The organism is Streptococcus mitis, from assembly GCF_003942695.1.
GTDB lineage: Bacteria > Bacillota > Bacilli > Lactobacillales > Streptococcaceae > Streptococcus > Streptococcus mitis_BD.
In genome coordinates this window covers 1-1,686 of record NZ_RJNU01000024.1, presented here as the reverse complement: position 1 = coordinate 1,686, position 1,686 = coordinate 1, and the positions used below count along the sequence as shown (strand labels likewise).

1 protein-coding gene is annotated in these 1,686 nt (G+C 46.8%); it reads right to left on the bottom strand.

The features are described from left to right. A partial coding sequence (locus D8852_RS09850; RefSeq protein WP_185755615.1) for a hypothetical protein occupies positions 1 to 1,686 on the bottom strand: 1,686 nt, incomplete at both ends.

Genomic DNA, 1,686 nt, shown 5'->3' with positions numbered 1-1,686 from the left:
TTGGCTAGCACTGATTGAAGCACTTACGCTGTTGCTCAAGCTTGTGCTTGCTGATTGGCTAGCACTGATTGATGCAGATACGCTGTTGCTCAAGCTTGTGCTTGCTGATACTGAAGTACTGATTGAAGCAGACACGCTGTTGCTCAAGCTTGTGCTTGCTGATTCAGATGCACTGATTGATGCAGATACGCTGTTGCTCAAGCTTGTGCTTGCTGATTGGCTAGCACTGATTGAAGCACTTACGCTGTTGCTCAAGCTTGTGCTTGCTGATTCAGATGCACTGATTGATGCAGATACGCTGTTGCTCAAGCTTGTGCTTGCTGATTCAGAAGCACTGATTGAAGCAGACACGCTGTTGCTCAAGCTTGTGCTTGCTGATTGGCTAGCACTGATTGAAGCACTTACGCTGTTGCTCAAGCTTGTGCTTGCTGATTGGCTAGCACTGATTGAAGCACTTACGCTGTTGCTCAAGCTTGTGCTTGCTGATTGGCTAGCACTGATTGATGCAGATACGCTGTTGCTCAAGCTTGTGCTTGCTGATACTGAAGTACTGATTGATGCAGATACGCTGTTGCTCAAGCTTGTGCTTGCTGATTCAGATGCACTGATTGATGCAGATACGCTGTTGCTCAAGCTTGTGCTTGCTGATTGGCTAGCACTGATTGATGCAGATACGCTGTTGCTCAAGCTTGCGCTTGCTGATTGACTTGCAGATACTGATGCGCTAGTTGATTCGCTTGCACTTACAGACGCTGAAGCTGATTGACTTGCACTTACAGACGCTGAAGCTGATTGACTTGCAGATACTGATGCGCTTGCTGATTGGCTAGCACTTACAGATGCTGAAGTTGATTGACTTGCACTTACAGACGCTGAAGCTGATTGACTTGCAGATACTGATGCGCTTGCTGATTGGCTAGCTGATACAGATGCTGAAGTTGATTGACTTGCAGATACTGATGCGCTTGCTGATTGGCTAGCTGATACAGATGCTGAAGTTGATTGACTTGCAGATACTGATGCGCTAGTTGATTCGCTTGCACTTACAGATGCTGAAGCTGATTGACTTGCAGATACTGATGCGCTTGCTGATTGGCTAGCACTGATTGAAGCACTTACGCTGTTGCTCAAGCTTGTGCTTGCTGATTGGCTAGCACTGATTGATGCAGATACGCTGTTGCTCAAGCTTGTGCTTGCTGATACTGAAGTACTGATTGAAGCAGACACGCTGTTGCTCAAGCTTGTGCTTGCTGATTCAGATGCACTGATTGATGCAGATACGCTGTTGCTCAAGCTTGTGCTTGCTGATTGGCTAGCACTGATTGATGCAGATACGCTGTTGCTCAAGCTTGCGCTTGCTGATTGACTTGCAGATACTGATGCGCTTGCTGATTGGCTAGCACTGATTGATGCAGACATGCTGTTGCTCAAGCTTGTGCTTGCTGATTGGCTTGAGCTTACAGATGCTGAAGTTGATTGACTTGCAGATACTGATGCGCTTGCTGATTGGCTAGCTGATACAGATGCTGAAGTTGATTCGCTTGCAGATACTGATGCTGAAGTTGATTGGCTTGAGCTTACTGATGCGCTAGTTGATTCGCTTGCACTTACAGATGCTGAAGCTGATTGACTTGCAGATACTGATGCGCTAGTTGATTCGCTTGCACTTACAGACGCTGAAGCTGA